This is a genomic window from Sinobaca sp. H24 (assembly GCF_023845525.1).
Genome location: NZ_JALBWT010000002.1, coordinates 237,260 through 258,167 on the forward strand (window position 1 = coordinate 237,260; position 20,908 = coordinate 258,167).

At 45.7% G+C, this 20,908-nt stretch carries 12 protein-coding genes and 13 pseudogenes; all 25 read left to right on the forward strand.

Features of this window, described 5'->3' with window-relative positions:
* The first annotated feature begins 47 nt into the window (after nucleotides 1-47).
* Nucleotides 48-1,151: pseudogene (locus MMY81_RS04430) on the forward strand (aminotransferase class I/II-fold pyridoxal phosphate-dependent enzyme).
* Nucleotides 1,152-1,184: 33 nt separating this feature from the next.
* A pseudogene (locus tag MMY81_RS04435) lies at nucleotides 1,185-3,031 on the forward strand (bifunctional homocysteine S-methyltransferase/methylenetetrahydrofolate reductase).
* 19 nt (nucleotides 3,032-3,050) lie between these two features.
* A pseudogene (metH, locus tag MMY81_RS04440) lies at nucleotides 3,051-6,511 on the forward strand (methionine synthase).
* A 121-nt stretch (nucleotides 6,512-6,632) separates the two neighbouring features.
* Nucleotides 6,633-7,308 (forward strand): annotated as a pseudogene (gene cmk / locus MMY81_RS04445) ((d)CMP kinase).
* Entirely contained in the window at nucleotides 7,305-7,454 is a 150-nt protein-coding gene (locus MMY81_RS33810; protein ID WP_308215219.1) for a lysophospholipid acyltransferase family protein, read from the forward strand. Before cmk ends, MMY81_RS33810 begins: the two are co-directional and overlap by 4 nt.
* Before the next feature lie 47 nt (nucleotides 7,455-7,501).
* Entirely contained in the window at nucleotides 7,502-7,888 is a 387-nt protein-coding gene (locus MMY81_RS04450; protein ID WP_308215220.1) for a lysophospholipid acyltransferase family protein, read from the forward strand.
* Between the two features lie 94 nt (nucleotides 7,889-7,982).
* Nucleotides 7,983-9,125: pseudogene (gene rpsA / locus MMY81_RS04455) on the forward strand (30S ribosomal protein S1).
* A gap of 15 nt (nucleotides 9,126-9,140) precedes the next feature.
* Nucleotides 9,141-10,193, forward strand: a pseudogene (gene fni, locus MMY81_RS04460) (type 2 isopentenyl-diphosphate Delta-isomerase).
* A gap of 140 nt (nucleotides 10,194-10,333) precedes the next feature.
* A pseudogene (der, locus tag MMY81_RS04465) lies at nucleotides 10,334-11,645 on the forward strand (ribosome biogenesis GTPase Der).
* Between the two features lie 24 nt (nucleotides 11,646-11,669).
* Nucleotides 11,670-12,292: pseudogene (gene plsY / locus MMY81_RS04470) on the forward strand (glycerol-3-phosphate 1-O-acyltransferase PlsY).
* Nucleotides 12,293-12,304: 12 nt separating this feature from the next.
* Nucleotides 12,305-13,353: pseudogene (locus tag MMY81_RS04475) on the forward strand (NAD(P)H-dependent glycerol-3-phosphate dehydrogenase).
* Nucleotides 13,354-13,391: 38 nt separating this feature from the next.
* Nucleotides 13,392-13,589, forward strand: a complete 198-nt coding sequence (locus MMY81_RS04480; protein WP_253075819.1) for a DUF2768 domain-containing protein — start codon at nucleotides 13,392-13,394, stop codon at nucleotides 13,587-13,589.
* A 22-nt stretch (nucleotides 13,590-13,611) separates the two neighbouring features.
* Nucleotides 13,612-14,352, forward strand: a complete 741-nt coding sequence (locus MMY81_RS04485) for a hypothetical protein (protein ID WP_252311792.1) — start codon at nucleotides 13,612-13,614, stop codon at nucleotides 14,350-14,352.
* Between the two features lie 89 nt (nucleotides 14,353-14,441).
* A pseudogene (folE, locus tag MMY81_RS04490) lies at nucleotides 14,442-15,058 on the forward strand (GTP cyclohydrolase I FolE).
* A gap of 25 nt (nucleotides 15,059-15,083) precedes the next feature.
* Nucleotides 15,084-15,308, forward strand: a complete 225-nt coding sequence (gene mtrB, locus MMY81_RS04495; RefSeq protein WP_252311793.1) for a trp RNA-binding attenuation protein MtrB — start codon at nucleotides 15,084-15,086, stop codon at nucleotides 15,306-15,308.
* 104 nt (nucleotides 15,309-15,412) lie between these two features.
* On the forward strand, nucleotides 15,413-15,964 hold the full coding sequence (locus MMY81_RS04500; RefSeq protein WP_252311794.1) for a heptaprenyl diphosphate synthase component 1: 552 nt from the start codon (nucleotides 15,413-15,415) through the stop codon (nucleotides 15,962-15,964).
* Nucleotides 15,949-16,224, forward strand: a complete 276-nt coding sequence (locus MMY81_RS04505; protein ID WP_252311795.1) for a hypothetical protein — start codon at nucleotides 15,949-15,951, stop codon at nucleotides 16,222-16,224. The genes MMY81_RS04500 and MMY81_RS04505 overlap by 16 nt, the downstream gene beginning before the upstream one ends.
* 12 nt (nucleotides 16,225-16,236) lie before the next feature.
* Nucleotides 16,237-16,947: a demethylmenaquinone methyltransferase gene (locus MMY81_RS04510; protein WP_252311796.1), complete on the forward strand. Its 711-nt coding sequence runs from the start codon at nucleotides 16,237-16,239 to the stop codon at nucleotides 16,945-16,947.
* A gap of 42 nt (nucleotides 16,948-16,989) precedes the next feature.
* The gene (locus tag MMY81_RS04515; RefSeq protein ID WP_252311797.1) at nucleotides 16,990-17,424 is read left to right on the forward strand and encodes a UbiA family prenyltransferase; all 435 of its coding nucleotides are present in this window, start codon (nucleotides 16,990-16,992) and stop codon (nucleotides 17,422-17,424) included.
* Complete coding sequence (locus tag MMY81_RS04520; RefSeq protein WP_252311798.1) at nucleotides 17,364-17,822, forward strand: UbiA family prenyltransferase; 459 nt, start codon at nucleotides 17,364-17,366, stop codon at nucleotides 17,820-17,822. Before MMY81_RS04515 ends, MMY81_RS04520 begins: the two co-directional genes overlap by 61 nt.
* Nucleotides 17,819-18,427, forward strand: a complete 609-nt coding sequence (locus MMY81_RS04525) for a UbiX family flavin prenyltransferase (RefSeq protein ID WP_252311799.1) — start codon at nucleotides 17,819-17,821, stop codon at nucleotides 18,425-18,427. Before MMY81_RS04520 ends, MMY81_RS04525 begins: the two co-directional genes overlap by 4 nt.
* Nucleotides 18,424-18,600: pseudogene (locus MMY81_RS34975) on the forward strand (MqnA/MqnD/SBP family protein); the annotation flags it as partial. The gene MMY81_RS04525 and the pseudogene MMY81_RS34975, both read left to right, overlap by 4 nt.
* Before the next feature lie 40 nt (nucleotides 18,601-18,640).
* Nucleotides 18,641-19,285, forward strand: a complete 645-nt coding sequence (locus MMY81_RS04530; RefSeq protein ID WP_374561345.1) for a menaquinone biosynthetic enzyme MqnA/MqnD family protein — start codon at nucleotides 18,641-18,643, stop codon at nucleotides 19,283-19,285.
* Nucleotides 19,286-19,296: 11 nt separating this feature from the next.
* Nucleotides 19,297-20,269 (forward strand): annotated as a pseudogene (hepT, locus tag MMY81_RS04535) (heptaprenyl diphosphate synthase component II).
* Nucleotides 20,270-20,409: 140 nt separating this feature from the next.
* A pseudogene (locus tag MMY81_RS04540) lies at nucleotides 20,410-20,737 on the forward strand (nucleoside-diphosphate kinase); the annotation flags it as partial.
* Nucleotides 20,738-20,908 lie beyond the last annotated feature (171 nt).

Below are 20,908 nucleotides of genomic sequence, written 5' to 3' on the forward strand. Positions count from 1 at the left end.
ATACGCCGGCCACTATATAGTAATCAGCCACAAAAAGGGTGACAATCATGGATAAGAAATTTCACATTGAAACGAATCTGGTACAAATCGGAAACAAAGAAGATCCACGAACAGGTGCGGTCAGCGCTCCTATTCATATGTCTACAGCCTTCCGCCATGAAGGACTGGGCGAGTCTACGGGATTCGACTATTCCCGTACCGGCAATCCTACTAGGGACATATTGGAACGTGCTATTGCGGGTCTTGAAAACGGCGCAAAAGGGTACGCACTGAGTTCGGGAATGGCTGCGATTCAAACATTGTTTGCTATTTTTGACAAAGATGATGAGATCCTCGCTTCCCAGGACTTGTACGGCGGGACATACCGCCTGTTTGAAGAAGGATGGAAAAACTGGGGCATTACCATTGCATACGGCGATCCAAGAAATCTGGGAGCATTTGAACAAAAAATCACAGATCGTACGAAAGCATTGTTTATTGAAACACCAACCAATCCATTAATGCAGGAAGCAGATATTGAAGAAATGTCAAAACTGGCCAAAAAACACGGCCTCTGGCTGATTGTAGATAATACGTTTTATACACCGATCCTGCAGCGCCCGCTTGATATGGGAGCTGATATTGTTATTCACAGCGCTTCGAAATACCTAGGCGGCCATAACGATATTATTGCCGGATTAATTGTTACAAAACGACGAGCAGTTAAGCAGCCGGATTACGGCGTTTCATAACGGAATGGGAACCATACTATCGCCGATGGATTCCTGGCTCTTGATGAGAGGGATGAAACACTCTCCCTGCGTATGGAAAAGCATACAGAAAATGCCCGGGCAGTGGCAGCGTTTCTGGAAAAGCATCCAAAAGTAACAGACGTGCTGTATACAGGAAAAGGCGGCATGCTTTCCTTTCGGATTGAAAACGAGAAGTGGGTTGATTCCCTGCTTCGCGGGCTGGAGCTTGTGACGTTTGCAGAAAGCCTGGGTGGTGTAGAAAGCTTTATGACCTATCCAGCCACGCAGACACACGCTGATGTACCGGAAGAAGTCCGTATTGCAAACGGCGTCTGTAATAGACTGCTTCGTTTTTCTGTAGGTATAGAAAATAAAGAAGATATTATCGCAGATTTAGAGCAGGCGCTCGACCGTCTGTAAAAAGAAAATCACGAATCAGGGGAGTGGCTCGCAGTGAATTTGGCAGAAGAATATGCAAAACGGATGTTAATTGGCGACGGGGCGATGGGGACGTATCTATACGAAAAAGGATACAGCGGCTCCTACGAATCACTAAATCTCTCAGACCCCGATCTGATTAAAACCATTCATAGAGAATACGTAGAAGCAGGATCGGATATTATTCAGACCAATACGTATGCGGCAAATCGCATCAAGCTTGCAAAATACCAGCTTGAAGAAGAAACACCTGATATTAACAGGCGAGGTGTAGAAGCAGCCCGTGAAGCTTCTGAAGGCAGGACATTTGTATTTGCAACGATAGGCGGCATTCAGGGGCTGCAGAAAATGGAAGAAAGCGAAGCTGAAATAATTAAAGCTTTTTCCGAACAGATGGATGCTCTAATAAAAGCAGAGCCCGATGGAATAATTCTGGAAACCTTCTATGATCTTCAGGAGATTACTGCGGTCATCAAGCTTGCCAAAAGTAAAACAAACCTGCCGGTAATTGCCCAGGTTGCACTCGGTGAAGTAGGAGTGATGCATGGCGGTCTGCCTCTTGGAGAGGCATTTAAGCAGATGACGGCAGCCGGCGCGGATGCAGTAGGAGTCAACTGCAGAATGGGACCTTATCACATCTTAAGATCGCTGGAGATGACACCGCTGGATGAAAATACGCTGTACGCGGTGCACCCTAACGCCAGTCTTCCGGATATTGATGACGGCCGATTCGTCTACCAGTCCAATCCGGACTACTTTTATGAAAAGGCGCTTGATTTTCAAAATCAGGGCATCGGTATTATTGGCGGATGCTGCGGAACAACGCCGGAGCATATCGCTCAAATAGCCGCGGCTGTTAAAAACACTGTTCCAAAAAAGCGGACCGCTCAGGCGGTTGCCCAGAAAACGGGGCAGTTTTCCATCGTTGAACCTCCTTCTACAGAACCAAGTCTGCGGGAAAAAGCAAAGCAGTCCACTACCGTTATTGTGGAACTCGACCCACCTAAAAACTTGCTACGTCAAAATTTGTAGAAGGCGCTCAGGCTTTATACCAGTCCGGAGCGGATGCTGTTACGATGGCGGATAATTCGCTGGCAAGTCCACGCGTGGATAATCTGGCAATGGGAGCACTCGTTAAAAGCATGACCCAGGCACGCCCGCTGCTTCACGTCGCCTGCCGTGATAGAAACCTTATCGGCCTTCAGTCTCATTTAATGGGTATCAATGCTCTTGGTATTCATGACATACTGGCTGTAACCGGCGATCCTACAAAGGTAGGAGACTTCCCGGGAGCAACCTCTGTATATGATGCGAATTCCTTTGATTTGATTCATTTAATGAAAGAAATGAATAAAGGGCTGTCTTTTTCCGGGAAATCACTCGGTCAGAACACGACGTTTACCGTCGGAGCTGCGTTTAACCCTAACGTACGCAACGTGGACCGGGCCGTGCAGCGTCTGGAAAAGAAAATTACGGCTGGAGCCGATTATTTCATGACACAGCCGGTCTTCGGGGAAGGCCAGTTTAAAGAAATTTATGAAGCGACAAAACATATGGACGTTCCGGTGTATATCGGTATCATGCCTCTAGTGAGCAGTCGGAATGCCGAATTTCTGCATAATGAAGTGCCCGGCATTAAGCTGACGGATACGATCCGCCAGAGCATGGCGGCCTGCGGGGAAGACCGTGAGCTTGCAGCGGAAGAAGGAATTGCGATAGCGAAAACGCTGATCGACGAGGCGATGGAATATTTTAACGGCATTTATTTAATCACCCCATTTCTTCGTTATGATATTACATGCCGCTTAACTGAATATATAAGAGAAAAAGCAGCGGTTCGCACAGAAGAAAAAAGCAAGTGAACAGAGTGGAGGGAAACAAATGCCTAAAACAGCAATCCAGGACAGGCTGAAAACATCTATTCTCATTTTAGACGGAGCAATGGGAACGATGCTGCAGAACGCCGATTTAACCGCAGAGGATTTCGGCGGGGAAGAGTACGAGGGGTGCAATGAGTATTTAAACGTAACCGCCCTCACGTGCTTGAAAAAATCCACCGCGATTACCTGGAAGCAGGTGCGGATATTATTGAGACCAACACGTTTGGAGCAACGAGCATTGTTCTCGCAGATTATGATCTGCAGCATATGGCTGAAGAGTTAAATATTGCTGCAGCCAGACTCGCCAAGGACGCCGTCAAAGAAATAGAAACAGAAGAATTCCCACGCTATGTTGCCGGTGCTATGGGACCAACAACTAAATCGCTTTCCGTAACCGGAGGAACAACATTTGAAGAATTGACCGAAACCTACCGTGAGCAGGCCTCTGGGCTGATTAAGGGGGAAGTGGATTTATTTCTGCTGGAAACAAGCCAGGATGTAAGAAATGTGAAGGCGGCTTACCTGGGTATTCAGCAGGCGCAGCAGGAGCTCGGCATCGAACTGCCTTTAATGATTTCAGGAACAATCGAACCGATGGGTACAACGCTTGCCGGACAGACGATGGAAAGTTTTTATATCTCGATAGAGCATATGAACCCGATTGTTGTCGGATTAAACTGCGCTACGGGTCCCGAATTTATGAGGGATCACCTGCGCTCTTTATCTGAACTTTCCACCACGTATGTCCACTGCTATCCGAATGCAGGACTGCCGGATGAAGAGGGGCATTACCATGAATCACCGGAATCCCTGACGACAAAGCTGGAAGGCTTTGCTGAAAAAGGCTGGCTGAACGTAGTCGGTGGATGCTGCGGCACAACGCCCGAGCATATTAGAGTTATGCGTGAAGCATTAACCAAATTCGAACCCCGGACTCCTTCAGAGGGACACCCTCATGTGGTGTCCGGAATTGAACCGCTCGTATATGAAGAAGATATGCGCCCGCTTTTTGTAGGGGAGCGGACAAATGTTATTGGTTCCAAGAAATTTAAAAGGCTGATTAACGAAGGCAAGTTTGAAGAGGCGTCGGAAATAGCCAGAGCGCAGGTGAAAAAAGGCGCTCACGTAATAGATGTCTGTCTGGCTGATCCGGACCGTGAAGAAATAGATGATATTGAAGTCTTTTTAAGCCATGTAATCAATAAAGTGAAAGTTCCGCTTATGATTGATTCAACTGATGCAGCGGTCATTGAAAAAGCGCTGACGTATTCTCAGGGAAAAGCGATTATTAACTCCATTAACCTCGAAGACGGGGAAGAGCGTTTTGAAGACATTGTGCCAATCTTAAAGAAGTTTGGTGCGGCAGTAGTAGTAGGAACCATTGACGAAGAAGGAATGGCGGTTTCTACGGAAAGAAAAGTAGAAGTAGCGGTCCGCTCGCATGACATTCTTGTCAATCAATATGGAATGAATCCAAAAGATATTATATTTGATCCGCTTGTCTTTCCAGTTGGTACCGGAGATGCCCAGTACATCGGTTCCGCTGAAGCGACAATCAACGGTATTAAAGAAATTAAAAAAGCTCTGCCGGACTGTCTGACGATACTTGGTATAAGCAACGTCTCCTTCGGCCTTCCTCCTGTAGGAAGAGAAGTTCTTAACGCATCATTTATGTACTACTGTACAAACGCAGGGCTCGATTATGCGATCGTCAACACAGAAAAGCTGGAACGTTTTGCAAGCATCCCGGAAAAAGAGAAACAGATGGCAAAAGAGCTGCTGTTTGAAACATCAGATCAGACGCTGGCAGATTTCACCGCTCATTACCGGGGCAAAAAGGCAGAAAAGAAAACGGTGGAGCAGAATCTTTCGCTAGAAGACAGGCTTGCAGAGTATATTGTAGAAGGCACCAAAGAAGGTCTTTACAAAGATCTTGACGAAGCCCTTACTAAATACGACGAGCCGTTGAGCATTATTAATGGTCCGCTTATGGTCGGTATGGACAAAGTCGGAAAGCTGTTTAATAACAATGAGCTGATTGTAGCGGAAGTACTGCAGAGTGCCGAAGCGATGAAAGCAGCTGTATCACACCTCGAACCGTATATGGAAACAAAAGCGGCGGATGATACGGGCAAAGGAAAAATTCTTCTTGCTACCGTCAAAGGTGATGTGCATGATATCGGTAAAAACCTGGTAGACATTATTTTGTCCAACAATGGTTTTAAAATTGTGAATTTAGGAATTAAAGTGACATCCAACGAACTCATTGAAGCGGTCGCTAAAGAAAATCCGGATGCGATCGGTTTGAGCGGCCTTCTCGTTAAATCAGCCCAGCAGATGGTGCTGACTGCCCAGGACCTGAAAAACCAGCAGATTTCCATTCCGGTTATGGTCGGCGGAGCGGCCTTAACGAGAAAGTTCACCGAAGAAAAAATCAGTGCAGAATACGACGGCATGGTGCTGTATGCAAAAGATGCCATGAATGGACTTGATCTGGCCAACCGGCTGGCCCGTCCCGATGATATGAAGCAGATGCAGGTGGAATGGGCGGAAAAACGAGAAAAGCGGCTTAATAAAACAGCTGAAAAACCAAGAGCGTCAACAGCAGTAGCAGAAGCGCCGGCCCGTTCGGAAGTATCGACAAAAACACCGCTGCTCGTACCGCCTGATCTTAAACCACATCTGATGAAGGATTACAGTATTAGTCATATACAGCCGTATGTGAATATGCAGATGCTTCTCGGAAGACACCTTGGTGTGCAGGGTAAAGTCAGCCGCCTGCTTGCTGAAAAGGATAAAAAGACAGTAGAGCTGAAAGAAAAAGCTGATGATTTAATGGAGCGTGCGAAAAAAGAGCAGATTTTACGTGCCCACGGCATGTATCAATTTTTCCCGGCCCAGGCAGACGGCAATACGATCATCATTTATGCAGATAAAGAGGGCACAACAGAACTGGAACGATTTACGTTTCCACGCCAGAACAAGCCGCCGTTTTTATGTCTTGCCGATTTTGTAAAGCCTAAGGAAGAAGGCGTCATGGATTATATAGGATTCCTGACGGTTACTGCAGGAGAAAGCGTGCGTGCCAGAGCCAATAAAGCGAAAGAAGAAGGCGATTATTTATTCAGCCATCTTATTCAGGCGGCAGCGCTTGAATTAGCAGAAGGATTTGCAGAGCGCGTACACCAGATTATGCGTGATCAGTGGGGCATTCCTGACCCTGTAGATTTCACGATGGAAGACAGGTTTTCTGCGAAGTACCACGGTATTCGTGTTTCTTTCGGTTATCCGGCCTGTCCGGATCTTGAAGATCAGGCTAAGCTCTTCCGGCTGCTTCAGCCGGAAAAGATCGGTGTGGAACTGACCGATGAATATATGATGGAACCGGAAGCCTCAGTGTCGGCAATGGTATTTTCCCATCCGGAAGGCAGATATTTCAGCGTGTTATCCTCCGGCAGATAGAATAATGACAAAACGAAAAAGCAGGCAGCTTTTTCGTTTTTCTTATATCCGTTAAAACAGCCCGGGGTATAGTATGTTAAAATTTAAGAGTGATGACGCGAATAAAGAGTAGAAGAGGAGCATGAAAATGACAGTTAGTATTGCAATAGACGGCCCTGCAGGAGCGGGAAAGAGCACTGTAGCAAAGAAAGCAGCCTACCTGCTTGGTTATACATATATTGATACCGGTTCCATGTACCGGGCCATTACGTATCTGGCGCTTGAGCAGCAGGCAGATCCGGAAAAGGAGAAGAGATACTGCCGCTTCTTCAAAATCTTGAGATCGAGTGGAAGCAGGAAAATGGAGAAAACGTTATTTATATTATCGGAAAATGCAGCGGATGCGATCCGCACACCGGAAGTAACTGCAAGCGTGTCGCAGTATCCGCTCATCCGCTTATCCGGGAACGCATGGTGGAAAAGCAGCGGGAGCTGGCGGCATCCGGAAGCGCCGTACTGGACGGCAGAGACATTGGAACTACTGTTCTTCCCAATGCAGAAGTGAAGATCTTCATGACGGCAAGCGTAGAGGAAAGAGCACGCAGGCGCCATGAGGAAAATAAAGCCAAGGGAATGGAATCCCATCTCGAAACGATACAGCAGGAAATTGCCGAGCGTGATTTAAAAGATTCCACGAGGGATGTGTCCCGCTCATAAAAGCAGAAGATGCCGTAGTGCTCGATACTACTATGCTTTCTATTGACGAAGCAGTCGAGAAAATTTTGGAAATGGTGAAGGAAAGGACGTTCAAAGCATGAGATTATATACGATTGGCAAAGCACTCTGTGGAATATTTTTCCGGGCTACGCTCAGGGTGGAGATAGAAGGAAAAGAAAATCTGCCCGCTGAAGGACCGGTATTAATCTGTTCGAACCATGTAAGCAATTTTGACCCCCGCTTGTAGGAACATTTATTAAGCGTGACGTCGTTTTTATGGCAAAGGAGGAGCTGGTGACAAATCGTTTTGCGGGCCCGATTATTTCCAGGCTGGAAGTAATGCCGATTAAACGGGGAATGGCGGACAGGCAGGCTTTGAAGCAGGGACTGCAAATACTTAAAGACGGAAAGGTTTTGTGTTTGTTTCCAGAGGGTACAAGGAGTAAGACCGGTGCAATAGGTGAAGGTTTGTCAGGAGCAGGTTTTTTCGCGCTTCGTTCCTCCGCTGTTGTCGTTCCGGTTGCCATAACAGGAGAGTTTAAGCCTTTTGGGAAAGTGAAACTTTCCTACGGAGCCCCGGTTAATATGTCGAAGCTCCGCATAGAAAAAGCAAATGCTGAAACAGCCACAAAGGTTATTATGAAAGTATTAGAGAGCTTAAGGAGTCCCAGGTTCTATTGAAGTAAGAAAGAAATAGGTATTTTCTTTTGCTTATGGCCTATTTTTTATTATAATAGATATAGTAGCGAGGAAAAGTAGAAGGAGGCAATGGACAATGGTCGATGAAATGAACAACGAGTTAGCTGGTATGAGTGATATTAAAGAAGGAGATATCGTCAAAGGCAAGGTAACAAAGGTTGAAGAAAAGCAGGCCTTTGCTGATGTTGGATACAAGGTGGATGCTGTTATTCCAATAAGTGAACTGTCCGGTCTTCACGTGGAAAAAGAAGATGTCCTTAAAGAAGGGGACGAAATTGAATGCAAGGTAACAAAACTTGAAGACGACGAAACTGGTTATTTCAAGAAAAGCTGCCCTTGCAGATAAAGCCTGGGGCGAACTGGAATCCAAGTTTGAAAACGGCGATATTATTGAGGCAGAAGTAGCGGAAGTAGTAAAAGGCGGCCTCGTAGTGGATCTTGGGGTGCGCGGGTTTATTCCGGCTTCATTAGTTGAAAGACATTTTGTTGAAGATTTTTCCGATTATAAGGGACGTACTCTTTCCCTTAAAATTATTGAAATCGATTCAGCTGATAACAAGTTAATACTCTCCCAGAGAGCAGTATTGGACGAGCAGGCAAACCGACAGAAAAAAGACGTACTGGGACAGCTTCAGGTAGGCGATACCGTAAAAGGTACCGTTTAACTGACTTTGGCGCCTTTGTTGATGTGGGCGGAGTAGACGGGCTTGTACACATCTCGCAGATGGCTCATCACCGCGTAGAATCCCCTGGCGAAATTGTCAAAGAAGGCGAAGAAGTCCAGGTGAAGATTCTTGCAGTAGATACCGACAGTGAGAGAGTATCCCTTTCCATTAAAGATACGCTTCCGGGACCGTGGACCACGATTGAAGGCCAGATGGAGCCTGGAGATATTATTGAAGGACAGGTAAAGCGCCTTGTTTCTTTCGGAGCATTTGTTGAAGTGGCTCCCGGAGTAGAAGGACTTGTCCATATTTCCCAGATAGCTGACCGTCACATCGGTACACCGGGCGAAGTACTCGAGGAAGGCCAGGCAGTAAAGTGAAAATCCTGGATATAACTTCTTCGAGCAGCGTATTAGTTTGAGTATCCGTGAACTGGAAAAAGCAGAGAAGCCAGACCAGAAAGTGCAGCAAGAATATGATGCACCGGAAGACGATCTTCCGGATTTTCTCTTGGAGATATGATCGGCGACCAGCTGAAAAAATATAAAAAATAAGGGGTTCGATGTGTCGTGTCAAGAGCACAGCGTAAACAAGACCATATTACTCATGCACTAGCGACAGGATTTGCTGGGACATCGAGTTATGATGATCTTCGTTTTGTACACAACAGTCTCCCCGGTTCCTCAGTGGACAATATAAGCTATACTACTAATGTCGGCGGACTTTCCTTAAGTTCGCCGATTATTATTAATGCAATGACCGGAGGCGGCGGAGAAACAACAGAATCGATTAATCAAATGCTTGCCCAGGCTGCTAAAGCTACAAATACGGCTATGGCAGTAGGTTCTCAGATGTCTGCAATTAAAGATCCGGCAGAAGCTGCATCCTACCAGATCGTACGCCGTGAAAATCCGAGGGCATTATTTTTGCCAATCTGGGGAGTGAGGCAACACCGCAGCAGGCTTTGCAGGCTGTGGATATGATAGAAGCAGATGCTCTGCAGATTCATCTGAATGTTATTCAGGAACTGGTTATGCCTGAAGGGACAGAAACTTCTCAGGAGCGCTTGATCGTATTAAAGCGGTCCGCCAGAGCCTGGATATACCTATTATCGTAAAAGAAGTAGGGTTTGGTATGTCGGCCGAAGCATTTCAAACGCTTGAAGAAGCAGGAATTACGGTTATAGATACGGGTGGAAGCGGCGGCACCAATTTCTCTGCTGTTGAAACAGCAGGCGGGAATCGAAATGGTCTTTCTTTGATCAATGGGGTATCAGCAGTGCGGCTGCTGTGGCAGAATCTTCATTTGTACATAAGAAGGCTGACATTATTGGTTCCGGCGGCATCAGACATGCTCTGGATGCAGCGAAAGCTATAGCACTGGGAGCTTCCGCTGTCGGCATAGCCGGCAAAGTATTGGAAGCTGTTCAGGAAAATGGCAGTGAAGGGGGCGCCGCTTACCTGAATGCTGTCCTGGAACAGCTGACGTTCATTATGGCTGCCGTCGGTGCAGAAGATGTATCCGCCCTGCAGCGTGCTCCTCTCGTTCTTTCGGGAGAAACTGCACACTGGTTAAAAGAAAGAGGATTTGATACAAAAAGCTATGCAGCAAGAGTAAAATAGCAGCAGGCGGAAGCCGGTTCTATGAAAAAACATAGAACCGGCTCTTTCTATGGTTATGTAGAGGCTTAAAATCTAGTATAATAAACGAGGAACAAATAAATGACAGAGTTTTTGTTAAGGGATAGGAATGAGGGAGTAAGATGGCAAAGCCAACAATAGCAATAGTAGGAAGACCGAACGTAGGTAAATCAACCGTTTTTAACCGGATTATAGGAGAGCGGGTGGCTATCGTCCAGGACGAGCCGGGCATCACCCGTGACCGTTTATATAATAACGCGGAATGGCTGAACAGAGAATTTTTTGTTATAGATACCGGTGGAATCGATCTGGGAGATGAGCCGTTTCTTGATCAAATGAGAGCTCAGGCTGAGATCGCAATCGATGAAGCGGATGTTGTATTGTTTGTCGTAAACGGTCGTGATGGTATTACGACAGCGGATCAGGAAGCAGCAAATCTTCTGCTTCGGTCCAAAAAGCCGGTTGTAGTAGCAGTGAATAAGATAGACAGTCCTGCTATGCAGACGCAGATGTATGAATTTTATTCGCTTGGATTTGGAGATGTGTATCCGGTTTCCGGTTCGCACGGTATCGGCCTAGGCGATCTGCTCGACCGTGCTCTTGAACATTTTCCGGATCAATCAGAGAAAGAATATGATGAAGATACGATTCAAATGGCAGTAATCGGACGTCCGAACGTAGGGAAATCTTCCCTCGTCAACGCGCTTCTCGGTGAAGAACGTGTCATCGTAAGTGAGATTGCAGGCACCACCCGTGATGCCATTGACACTCCTTTTGAAAAAGACGGGCAGGAATACGTCATTGTTGATACTGCCGGTATGAGACGCCGGGGAAAAGTATATGAAGCGACAGAGAAATACAGCGTACTGCGCGCGATGAAAGCCCTTGAGCGGGCGGATGTTGTTCTTACCTTAATTGATGGAGAGCAGGGAATAAAAGAGCAGGACAAAAAAATTGCCGGCTATGCCCATGAAGCCGGACGCGCGATCGTTATCGTCGTAAATAAATGGGATGCTATGGAAAAAGATGAAAAACGATGCAGGAATTCACGCAGAAGATTCGTGAAGAGTTTCAGTTTCTTGCGTATGCCCCTATCGTATTTTTGTCTGCTAAAACGAAAAAAGAATGAAAAACCTGCTTCCTATAGTTAAAACAGTAGCAGAAAACCACAGCCTTCGTGTGCCGACAAACGTCTTAAACGACGTTATTTCCGATGCGGTTGCGATGAATCCTACGCCTACTGAACACAATAAGCGGCTTCGGATTAACTACGCTACCCAGGTGGCAATTGCTCCGCCGGTTGTGGTGCTGTTTGTAAATGAACCAGAACTAATGCACTTCTCCTATAGACGTTATATCGAAAATAAACTGCGGGAAGCCTTTCATTTTGAAGGAACACCGCTCAAGATATATGCAAGGAAAAAGAACGACTAGTCTATTGTAAGGGAGCAGAAGAGAATGGGAGTCATTCTGTCAATCATCATAGCCTATCTGATCGGTTCGATCAGCTTCAGCTATGTGATAGCTAAAAAAATAAAAAAAATTGACATTAGAAAACACGGAAGCGGCAATGCCGGTGCAACGAATACGCTGCGTGTACTGGGAAAGGGCCCGGCTGTTTTAGTGCTGCTGCTTGATATTGCCAAGGGAATGGCGGCTGTCTGGATTGCAGCCGGCCTGGAAGCTGTTCCTTTCCTCTCATCGGTGCTGAAGGGCTTGCACCTGCAGCAGCCGGACTGGCTGTAATTCTTGGCCATAACTGGCCGGTATATTTTGGATTCAAAGGCGGTAAGGGTGTAGCCACAACGATTGGGGTAATCAGCACGCTGTTTTTCTTTCCGGCAGTTTACGCAGGGATCGTAGCTATTATTGTGATTATCATAACGCGTTATGTATCTCTTGGTTCTCTGCTGTTTATTATCGGTACCTCCCTGCTGTTAATTATTACAGCAGGATCGGGGACCCACCCGGTTTCCTATATTTTACTCAGCATCATCTTGTCCGTGCTTGCTGTGTGGACGCACCGATCCAATATAGAACGGCTTGTTAAAGGACGGGAAAACAAACTGGGAGCAAAATAAAGGAGGATCTTCATGGCAAAAAAGAAAGCAGCTGTAATCGGGGCCGGAAGCTGGGGAACGGCTCTTGCCCAGGTACTTGCTGATAATGGGCACAGCGTTCAGCTCTGGGGAAGAAGAAGTGAGCAGTCTGAAGAAATTAATCAGACACATATTAATTCGCGGTATCTGCCGGATGTGGTGCTGAATTCGACGATTAAAGCCTACAGCGATTTGTCGGCTACAGATACGGATAACGATTATATTATCTGTGCTGTTCCTACAAAAGCTATCAGAGAAACGATAAAACAGCTTCGCCCCCTTCTGCACGAACATAGTATTCTTGTTCATGCTTCCAAAGGCATTGAGCCCGGCACATTTAAACGGATTTCCGAGATGATGGAAGAAGAGCTGGAAGGCGCCGCCTACAAAGCAGTAACAGTGCTTTCAGGTCCGAGTCATGCTGAAGAAGTGGGTATTAAACAGCCTACCACGGTCACTGTCTCATCAAAGCATCTGGAAGCAGCCGCCGCTGTTCAGGATTTATTTATGAACAATTATTTCCGGGTCTACACTAATGAAGATATGATTGGCGTGGAAATCGGCGGCGCTTTAAAAAATATCATTGCTTTAGGCATCGGTATGACTGACGGCCTTGGCTACGGTGATAATACAAAAGCCGCGTTAATGACAAGAGGACTAGCCGAGATTACCCGGCTGGGCGTGGCCCTCGGTGCCAATCCAATGACATTTATCGGACTCTCCGGCCTTGGTGACTTAATCGTTACCTGTACGAGCGAGCACAGCAGAAACTGGAGAGCCGGCCATCTTCTCGGCAAAGGGAAAAGCTTGATGATGTGCTTGATGAAATGGGTATGGTCGTAGAAGGTGTACGAACCACAAAAGCTGTTTTTGCGCTGGCGCAAGAAGAGAACGTAGAAATGCCGATCACTTCTGCTTTATACAGCGTTCTGTTTGAAGAAGAACCGCCTTTACAGGCGGCGGACCGGCTGATGGGCCGGATGAAGAAAAACGAAGAAGAAAGCTCTTTTATGGGAAGAAACGAAGGCGGCCGAGAAAGTTAGGCTGCTTCTTTTCCTTTATACAAAAAGGAGGAAACATTATGACAGCGCTTCAAAATATGTGGGTGTCGTTTATCGGCCTCTTCCTTATGTTTGTCTCTACCGCAGCAGCCGTGCTGGGTAAAGAAAAGCTGACAGGGGTGCTTCGGTTTCTCGTCATGACTTTTTCATTTATCTGCCTGGTGATTGCAGGGCTTATTGTTTTTGTGGTGGTATTTAGAGGGCCTCTGGCAGAATGATATCAGAAAGGGGAAAGCCCGAATGAACAATCGAAAAAAAGCCGGCTTTTTGTGCTTTATTCCTCTTTTGCTGCTCGGAGGCTGCTTTTATCCGAACAGTGGAGCTGAAGAGAGGCAGGGGCCGGATGAAAGCCAGATTGCTGCCGTTCAGCAGGCAGTTGATCAATACAGAGAAGATGAAGTTAACCTTCTTCCCATCCGTACGCCGGAAAACAACCCGCCTTTGTACGAACGGTACGTTATTGATTTCAGGCAGTTAATGCCCCGGTATATGCAGGAGCCTCCCGCTAATTCTTTTGAAAGCGGAGGGAGCTATCAATATATGATTATAGATCCCGAAGAGGAGGCGGAAGTGAAAGTCATCGATCTCCGAATGACCCGGGAAATCAGGGAGTTCGAACAAAGGGTGAGCGCCTACATAGCTGAAAATGAATTTGCCCCTATTAAAGAATCAGTAGCTCCCGGTATATTCGAGGCCGATCTTGAAAAGCTGGAATATGAAGAGCGGCCCACTGTAGCAAGTCCATACTTTAACACCAGTCTGCCGCTTCTCATAAACGCAGATGGGGAAGCTCTCGTAGATTATTCGATTGATATTAACCGTGCGCTTCAAGTACATGAGGCCTCCGTAGACGAAGGGGAAGATGCCAGAACGGTGCTTGTCGAGCATTATCCGGTTGTTCCTGCCTTTTCCGGAACATATGAACTCGATGAAAATGGCGAGCCGGTGTTAACTGGTGAAGAAGAGCCCGGCCAGCTGTAATAGCCGGGCATTGTTTACATAATATAAATATTTGTTATAAGATTCCCGTTGATCCCCTGAAGTGATAGCTTTGCTTTATAAATTACGGTATGCTAAAATTTTCAAAGACAAAGATAAATAAGGGTAGGGGAAGAGTAGTGGCTCCTTTTGATCATAAAAAAATAGAACAAGCCGTTACATTAATATTAGAAGCAGTTGGGGAGGACCCGAACCGGGAAGGCCTGGAAGATACACCGAAAAGAGTAGCACGGATGTATCAGGAAGTATTCAAAGGCATTCATGAAGATCCATCCACTCATTTAAAAACCGTATTTGGAGAACAGCACGAAGAGCTGGTATTAGTAAAAGACATTACTTTCTATTCCATGTGCGAACATCATCTCGTACCATTTTACGGTAAAGCCCATGTAGGCTACATACCTAAGGGCGGTAAAGTAACAGGACTCAGCAAGCTGGCGAGGACGGTAGAATCCGTTGCAAGCAAACCACAGCTTCAGGAGCGGATTACTTCTACGATTGCCAATACTATAGTAGAGACACTTCAGCCTCATGGAGCGATAGTCGTCATTGAAGCAGAGCACATGTGCATGGCTATGCGCGGAGTTAAAACCCTGGATCCATGACGGTGACGTCAGCTGTAAGAGGAAGCTTACAAAAAGACGCAGCTGCCAGAGCGGAAGTTTTTTCTTTAATAAATACTCGTTAAAACAAAAAAGGCAGGGGAACACAATATGAGCGGAGCGCAGGATTTTTTTGTAGTAAAAGCAGAGGAAGACGGAGTGAACGTGATCGGTCTGACAAGAGGAACAGATACACGCTTCCATCATTCAGAGAAGCTCGATAAAGGGGAAGTAATGGTAGCACAGTTTACTGAACATACTTCCGCTATCAAAATCAGGGGCAAGGCTCTCATTCAGACGAGCCATGGAGAAGTCCATACCGATTCCCAGTCATAAATAAAAGGCGCATTGCAAGGATAAAATAACGCAGCAGGCGCCTTTTTCCTGCTTTATTGAAGAGTACAGCGTATTTCGAAAACATGTCTATGGGGGACAATGCAATGACAGATCAAATTTTCAGGGAAGCTGATATTGAGCGGATTGAAATGCTCTTTAGATCCAAAGCCTCTCATCAATATGTTTCAACGATTACAGGTGAAATGTCCGTCAATAAAAGCATGATATATTTTCTGCTCGATATTATGCAGCAGGTGGAGCTTGATTCTCTTCGTAAAGAAGAACAAATCGTAGCAGCTTTGATGGTAAACGGAGCTTTTGATACACACGAGCATGTTCAGATTGCGCCGGTGCAGTCTGCACTTCATAAGAAAAAGCGTCAGTTGACTATTCTGGCAGGAGATTATCATTGGAGCCTTTATTACTCAATGCTTGCTCATCAGATCCATGCTCCCATTCTCAAAGTATTCAGCTCTTCTATTCAGCAGATTAATGAAGAGAAAATGCGTCTGCATCTTGCGGAAAGCACGGATAGAAATGATTTTATTAATCGTCTGGAAACGGTGGAATCCGGCTTTCTGCAGAATATAGCTTCTTATTACGGACAAAAAAAGACAGCAGAAGCGGCTAATACTTTTTTTTGTTCAAACGTCTGAATGATGAGCTGCAGGTTCAGGAACAGCAGCCATTATCCGCTTTTATGGCAGCCGTTCATGCCTATTGGACAAATGATGTTGAGGCCTCCCTCCAGGAAGATGCTGTACTGGGACTCGAAGAGCTGCACTGGCTTCAGGAGCTAAGGGAAGATTATTTTCTTGAACTTCAGCGGCATGCAGCGGAGTTACCGGAAGCTTCACTATTTTTCAGCCATATAAAAGATACTATTTCCCAGCATGAAAATAAATTTATCCAGTAAGGAGGGCATACGTTGGGACAGTCTAAAGAAGAACGCGTGCATGATGTATTTGAAACGATTTACGAGAAATACGATTCAATGAACTCGATTATCAGTTTTAATCTGCATAAATCCTGGAGAAAAGAAACGATGCGTCAGATGAATGTTCCACAAGGAGCTTCCGCACTGGATTTATGCTGCGGAACAGCAGACTGGACCCTCAGCCTTGCAGAAGCAGCTGGCTCTGAAGGACATGTAAAAGGGCTTGATTTCAGCGCCAATATGCTGAAAATAGGCAGGCAGAAAGTAAATCAATCGGGATGGAAAACAATTGAACTGGTAGAAGGTAACGCCATGGGCTGCCTTTTGATTCCAACAGTTTTTGATTTTGTTACGATAGGATTCGGTCTGCGTAATGTACCTGATTATCAACAGACAATGCAGGAAATGCACCGGGTATTGAAGCCGGGCGGGATGGCCGTGTGCCTGGAAACGTCCCAGCCGGAAAGAAAGGCTGTAGAAGGAATATATTCTCTCTATTTCAAATATGTTATGCCAAGACTTGGAAAATATCTGGCAGGGCGGTTTGATGAATATTCCTGGCTGCAGGAATCCACAATGAATTTCCCAAACAAATCGGCTCTCGCCGTTATGTTTAAGCAGGCTGGTTTTAAAACTGTGACTGTCCATTCTTTTTCAATGGGGGCGGCTGCGGCTCATTTTGCACGTAAACAATTGGATTAATAGATAGGATGCTTATAATGAAAAATTAAAGTGATACTTGAAATGATAAAATTTGAACATACTGTATTTGCTCTGCCGTTTGCTTTTCTAGGTGCTATTCTGGGCAGTATGTCTGTAGAAGGCACCTGGCCCACCATCATGGAATGGATATTTATTACCCTGGCCATGGTTGGAGCACGAAGTGCGGCAATGACGCTTAACCGCGTGATTGATGCAAATATTGATAAAAAAAACCCGCGTACAGCAGATAGGGCGATACCGGCAGGAGAAGTTTCCATTGCCCAGAGTCTTCTGTTTATTGGAGGATCTTTTGCGCTCCTCTTTATCGCAGCCTTTTCACTTAATACATTGACGGTGCTCATGCTTCCCCTGTTCGTGTTTCTGCTGACTTTTTATTCCTATACGAAACGATTTACGTGGCTTTGTCACGTATTTCTTGGCGTTACTATAGCAATGGCGCCTGTCGGGGCTGGATAGGGGCGACTGGACAGTTTTCAGTGGAGCTGCTTTTTCTCTTTTTAACCGTAGCTTTCTGGACGGCTGGATTTGATGTAATCTATGCTACCCAGGATGCTGAATATGATCGCCGGGTAAAGCTTCATTCGATCCCGGCACGGTTTGGTATTGAAAAAGCCCTTCGTATTTCAAAAGGTTTTCATTTAATCAGCTTTGCTTCGCTGCTGCTGCTCAGCCTGCTTTCACCGCTGGGCTGGCTGTTTTTTATCGGCGTGATGATAGTAGGTGCGATCATGGTTTATGAACACTCCTTGGTCAAACCTAATGATCTCACGAAAGTCGGCGTTGCTTTTTTCCAGATGAATGGAATTATCAGTATTACTATGCTGGTTTTTGCTATTGGGGATCTGCTGCTATGAATAATGTTAAGCGAATATTCACCGTAGCTATTACTGGGGCAAGCGGTGCCGTATACGGCATCAGAGTAGTACAGCAGCTTCTGAAAGCAGACTGCAGAGTGCATCTGCTGATCAGCGAAGCGGGCTGGGAGGTTTTCAGGCTGGAGATGGAGCTTGATACATCAGACAGACAGGCGTGCCTGAATGGACTGTTTGGCGACTATGATGAAAAAGATCTTCTTATACACGGACTTAGAGACTTTACGGCTCCTATTGCGAGCGGCTCTTATAAAACAGAAGCAATGATTATTGTGCCCTGCTCCATGGGGACACTCTCCAAAATTTCCAACGGAAATTCAGGCAGCCTGCTTGAACGCGCAGCGGATGTAATATTAAAAGAAAGACGCCGGCTTGTTATTGTACCAAGAGAAACGCCGTTGAACGGTATTCATCTTGAAAACCTCGTTCGCGCTGAACGGGCGGGAGCGCATATCGTTCCGGCAATGCCAGGGTTTTACCATCTGCCTAAAAGCATGGATGATTTGATCAATTTTGTAGCAGGGAAAGTGCTGGACAGCGTTCATGTAGAGCATACGTTGTTTGCAAGATGGGGGGAGAAACGATGAGCCTGCATCTTGGTGAAATTTCCTATACAAATATCCTTCCCTTTTTTCATTACCTGGACCGGCAAGAGCTTCGGAAGAGAGGCGTTCAGTTTTATTACGAGGTGCCTTCATCGCTTAATCATTCTCTGGCAGAAGGTACGATTGATATTGCGGCGGTTTCATCATTTGCTTACGCAAAAAACTACGACAGGCTTTGTCTGCTTCCGGATTTATGTGTATCTTCTAAAGGAAAAGTGGCGCTCGATATTTTTGATTTCCAAAAAACCTATTACAGAGCTGGAAGAAGCTCGTATAGCACTGACTTCTGCAAGTGCTACTTCGATTCATCTGGTGCAGATTCTGCTCAAAGAGTTCTATCATTATGATACGATTCATTTTGAAACGGTTTCCCCAAACCTGCTGGAAATGATGAAAACGTACGACGCCTGTGTACTTATTGGAGACGATGCTATAAAGGCAAGGCGGGCACATACACAATACTATTATTATGATTTGGGGGAACAGTGGTTTACCCATACCGGACTTCCGATGACGTATGCTGTATTTGCAGTGCAGAAGGACGCACTAGAGTCGCATCCGGAGCTTTTATCTTATTTAAGTGAAGAGTTTGCGCACAGCCGGGACAAAGCCCGAAACGATGAATATAAAAAGCTGGCGGAGGATGTATCGGCAGATATGGGAGGTGCTCCTTCTTTCTGGGAAAGCTATTACAAAGGTATCCATTACGTATTTGGAGAAGAGGAAAAGCGTGGACTCCTTTACTATTATTCGTTAGCATATAAGTATGGATTTATTGATAAACCCATACCTGCATTAAACATATGGGGAAGCGGAAGAGAGGTGCAGTCTTCAAAGTGAAAGTGAATGCGGTGAAATTAGCAGATTTGTATATGTATTTAAACGCAGATATAAAGAAAATTGAGGAAGAGCTGGAGCAGTCTGTTCTGTCCGAGCACCCTGCCCTTAAAAGCGCTTCTCTTGACCTCCTGCAGGCGGGGGGCAAACGTATCAGACCGGTTTTTGTTCTGCTCGGTGCAAAATACGGCAATTATGATATTGACCGGGTCAAACATATTGCCGTTTCTCTGGAATTGATTCACATGGCATCCCTTGTGCATGATGATGTAATTGATAATGCGGAACTGCGCAGAGGATCCCAGACGATAAAAGCAAAATGGGATAACCGGGTTGCTATGTACACCGGCGATTATATTTTTTGCAAAAGCTGTGGAAAAAACAACTTTTTTTAATGATGGAAATATTAATACCATTCTATCCCATGCGATGATTCAAATGTGTCTCGGCGAAATTGAACAGATTCGTGATCAGTACAACTGGGAGCAGAATATGAGGATTTATCTGCGCAGAATCCGCAGAAAAACAGCGCTGCTCATTGCCGTGAGCTGCCAGCTTGGAGCAATAAGCGCAGGGGCTTCCAAACAAGAACAGATCAGGCTGTATCAATACGGTTATAATGTAGGAATGTCGTATCAGATTATAGATGATATTCTTGATTTTACCGGTACGGAAAAACAGCTGGGTAAACCGGCCGGCGGTGATTTAAGGCAGGGAAACGTGACCCTCCCCGCTCTTTACGCTATGGATCGGGATCCATCCCTTAAGAAGGACATAGTCCAGCTGATTGAAGACGAGGCCTCAAGTTCGCAGGATATCACTCCGATTATAGAAGCAATCAAGCAGTCGGGCGGCATTGAGTATTCGAAAGAACTCAGCCGCAAGTATTTAAACAAGGCTTACAGTGCTCTGGACAGCCTGCCGGATATTAAGGCAACTAAATCCCTCAGGGAAGTGGCAACTTATATAGGCGGCCGCAAGCATTAAAACAGGAACTTTGTCCGTCCGGCGGATAAAGTTCCTGTTTTTTTATGTCCATTGCTAACGCTTACATGTTTTGATATAATCATAAAGGTTGAAAGCTTTCATTTACATAAGGAGGAACAGTCATGGAGCAGACATTTGTTATGGTGAAACCAGATGGGGTACAGAGAAACCTAATCGGTGAAATTGTTCAGCGCTTTGAAAAGAAGGGCTACACATTAAAGGGTGCCAAGTTAATGAGTATTTCCAGAGAGCTTGCCGAAAAGCACTATGGTGAACATAAAGAAAAGCCATTTTTCGAAGAACTCGTAGGATTTATTACCTCATCACCGGTATTTGCAATGGTGCTTGAAGGAGATGAAGTTGTTTTCCTCCGCAAGAAAACTAATGGGAGCTACAAACCCGCAGGAAGCCGCTCCAGGAACAATCAGAGGAGACTACGGTGTTCGTATAAGCATGAATATTATTCATGGATCGGATTCAGTAGAAAGCGCAGAAAGAGAAATTGCTCTCTTTTTTGACCGCGGAGAATTGACTAGCTACGAAAAGCAGGTATCCGTCTGGGTCTAATGAAATAAATGAAAACCGGCAGCTGTGGAGCATTCCACAGCTGCCGGTTTTAAATTTTTATGAATAAACAAC

Bases quoted from the DNA above. Each gene is read 5' to 3' on its own strand.
- MMY81_RS04485 (WP_252311792.1), top strand. From the start codon at position 13,612: ATGAACAATCGAAAAAAAGCCGGCTTTTTGTGCTTTATTCCTCTTTTG.
- MMY81_RS33810 (WP_308215219.1), top strand. From the start codon at position 7,305: ATGAGATTATATACGATTGGCAAAGCACTCTGTGGAATATTTTTCCGG.
- MMY81_RS04480 (WP_253075819.1), top strand. From the start codon at position 13,392: ATGACAGCGCTTCAAAATATGTGGGTGTCGTTTATCGGCCTCTTCCTT.
- MMY81_RS04525 (WP_252311799.1), top strand. From the start codon at position 17,819: ATGAATAATGTTAAGCGAATATTCACCGTAGCTATTACTGGGGCAAGC.
- MMY81_RS04515 (WP_252311797.1), top strand. From the start codon at position 16,990: ATGATAAAATTTGAACATACTGTATTTGCTCTGCCGTTTGCTTTTCTA.
- MMY81_RS04500 (WP_252311794.1), top strand. From the start codon at position 15,413: ATGACAGATCAAATTTTCAGGGAAGCTGATATTGAGCGGATTGAAATG.
- mtrB (WP_252311793.1), top strand. From the start codon at position 15,084: ATGAGCGGAGCGCAGGATTTTTTTGTAGTAAAAGCAGAGGAAGACGGA.